The 2715-nt window shown below is 70.6% G+C and carries 3 protein-coding genes; all 3 read right to left on the reverse strand.

The features are described from left to right. Window positions 1–102: 102 nt before the first annotated feature. Complete coding sequence (locus VNS22_RS10690; protein ID WP_325732210.1) at window positions 103–1440, reverse strand: MATE family efflux transporter; 1338 nt, start codon at window positions 1438–1440, stop codon at window positions 103–105. Between the two features lie 49 nt (window positions 1441–1489). Beyond that, window positions 1490–2509 carry a hypothetical protein gene (locus VNS22_RS10695; RefSeq protein ID WP_325732211.1) on the reverse strand — a complete coding sequence of 340 codons (1020 nt, stop codon included), beginning with the start codon at window positions 2507–2509 and terminating at the stop codon, window positions 1490–1492. Then, on the reverse strand, window positions 2509–2715 hold a 207-nt coding region (locus tag VNS22_RS10700), incomplete at its 5' end, for a GTP-binding protein (protein WP_325732213.1). The genes VNS22_RS10695 and VNS22_RS10700, both read right to left, overlap by 1 nt.

A 2715-nucleotide genomic window follows, 5' to 3' on the forward strand; every position in this document is an offset into this window, starting at 1 on the left:
CCGCCACCTCGTCCAGGAGAAACGGCTGATATTCCCGGTCGGCCAGCGCGCGGATGCGGTTGCGGTGCACGGCCCGCCGGTCGAAGAGGCGGGGAAGCTCGGTCATGTTGCTCGTGCCAGTTGATCGATGCGGCGGGTGCGCCCGGCAAAGCGCAGGCTCAGACAGAGAAATGCGAGGGCCAGGCCGATCAGCAAGCCCAGCCACAGCCCGATCAGGCCGAATCCGGCCGGAAAGGCCAAGAGCCAGGCCGAGCCGACCATTGCCGGCCAGAAGCAGCTGACATGGATCGCGGTAGGCACCCAGGTGTCGCCGGTACCGCGCAGGGCCGCGGTCACGATGCCCTGCCCGCTGTCCACCAGCATGGTCGGGCCGACCACCAGCAACGCGGTGGCGATCGCCGCCACCACCAGCGGGTCGGCGGCATAGAGCCAGCCGATCGGCAGGCGCAGCCCCAGGATGAACGGCATGAAGCACAGCATGATGGTCAGGCCGATGGCGACCCCGACCCAGCCGGCGCGCTTCACCCGGTCCTTGGCACCCTTGCCCACCGCATGGCCCACCCGCACGGAGGTCGCGGTCGCCACACCCAGGGTCAGCATGTAGAGTAGCGTGTTCAGGTTCATCACCGCCTGGTGGGCAGCGAGCTGCACGGTGCCGAGCCAGCCGGCCATCACCAGGATGAATTGGAAGGCGCTGCTTTCCAGCCCCTGCGAGGCGGCGAACGGCAGGCCCATGCGCAGGAGCTGGCGGCGCACCGGCCAGACCGGCCCCAGCCGGCCGCGCACGCCGTAGCGGGCATGGCCCTTGAAGCCGAGCGCATAGGCGATCAGCGCCAGGGCACCCACCCAGCGGGTGATCGAGGTCGACAGTGCCGCCCCCTGCGCCCCCAGCATCGGCAGGCCGAACGGGCCGAACATCAGGAGCCAGTTCAGCAGCGCGTCGAGCAGCACGCCCGCCCACATCACCACCATCCCGGCATGGGGCCGGCCGATCGCCTCCAGGAAATAGCTGGTGGCGGAGAACAGCAGCACGGCCGGCATCGCCAGGGCGAAGGCGCGCATGACCGCGGCACCGCCCACCACCACTTCCGGGCTCTGCCCCAGCCAGCCGAGGATGGTCTCGCCCGGCAGGAGCAGCAGGCCGGTCGCCACACCCAGCAGGCCCGTGTCGATGCAGGCGATCCGCCAGATCCGCCCGGTCTCGCTGGCCTGCCCCGCCCCCATCGCCTGGGACACCAGCACCACCGTGCCGGTGGCGAGGCCGATGCCCAGCAGCATGAACAGGATGAAGGGCGCGTTGCCGACCGCGTAGAAGGCCAGCTCGCTGGCCCCGAACCGCCCGGTCATGATCGTGTCGACGGCAGCCATCACCAGGATGCCGGCGCGTGCGACCATGACAGGAAGGGCGAGACGCAGGGTCTCGCGAATGTCGGCACGCATGGGAAAGCCACCCGAGCAGCCGGGTCGCCCGCCCGGACAGTTGCCTAGATCATTCGGCGATCAGGTAGGAGGCGAGCCCGCCATCCTCCGTGCCAGCATAGAGCCGCTTGCCATCCTTGGAGAAGACCAGGGCGGTCACCATGTCCGCACCCGGGCTGTCCAGCGGGATGGTCCGGTCCGAGCCGAACGAGAGCAGCTTGGCCGAGCCGTCGGCATGGCCCACCGCCACGATCGCCACCGAGGGGTGGAACGCCACCGCGGTGATCGGCACGTCGGTATACTCGCCCAGCTCCTCCGGCGCCTTGCCCATCGGCCCCTTGCCGGTGAAGTCCCAGACCACCAGCGTGTCCGAGCCGCCGGTGCCGAGCTTCTTGCCGTCCGGCGAGAAGGCCAGCGTGCGCGGCTTGGCCGGATAGCCCGACATGCGCATGTCCTGCCCGTCGGCCAAGCGCCAGCCATGCAGCTCGTTTTCCTGCATGGTGGTGACGAGATAGCGCCCGGTCGGATCGAACGCCGCCTTGAGATGGCTGCCCTTCCAGGTCAGCCGCTTGGGCTCCTGCTTGGCGAGCTCGGTCCACCAGATGCTGACGCCGTTATAATGGGTCGCCGCCAGCCGCTTGCCCTTGGGGTCCAGCGCCAGGCTGGCGATCGTGGACGGATGGTCGGCGAACACCGCCTTCTCCCGCCCGTCCCGGCCCAGCACGTGCGCCTCCTTGCCGGCCGCGAACACGGTGTTGCCGCCGGCCGGATCGGTCGCCACGGCCGCGATCCAGCGCCTTGGCACCTTCGCCAGCTCGACCGGCGCCTCGCCCGGCACCGAGCGCACCACGCGGCCGTCATCGCCGCCCGTGACCACGCCCTTGCCGTCATGGGCCGAGGCTGCCGAGAGCAGCCCGCCGTCATGGGAGGCCGTGGGCTCGACCGGCTTCGCCGCGATGTCGGACCGATCCCCCCACCAGACCCGGCCGTCGCCCAGGGCCGCCGCCACCAGATCGCCCAGCGGATGGATCGCCACGACGGGGGCGCCGGCCCCGACGATCGAGGCGGGCAGACGCGGAGCTGCCGCCATCACTGCGTCACGCAGGCGGCGAACGCCGTCTCGAGCGCCGCACGGTCCAGGTGGCGGCCGATCAGCACCAGCCGGCTCCAGCGCGGCTCGCCGGCCTTCCATTCCCGCTGGAAGCCGCCGTCGCGGATCATGTGCACGCCCTGGATCACGAAGCGCTCGTCCCTGCCCTTCACGTCCAGGATGCCCTTGTAGCGCAGGATGTTCGG

It is taken from the genome of Geminicoccus sp., assembly GCF_035556675.1.
GTDB lineage: Bacteria > Pseudomonadota > Alphaproteobacteria > Geminicoccales > Geminicoccaceae > Geminicoccus.

Bases quoted from the DNA above. Each gene is read 5' to 3' on its own strand.
- VNS22_RS10690 (WP_325732210.1), bottom strand. From the start codon at position 1,440: ATGCGTGCCGACATTCGCGAGACCCTGCGTCTCGCCCTTCCTGTCATG.
- VNS22_RS10695 (WP_325732211.1), bottom strand. From the start codon at position 2,509: ATGGCGGCAGCTCCGCGTCTGCCCGCCTCGATCGTCGGGGCCGGCGCC.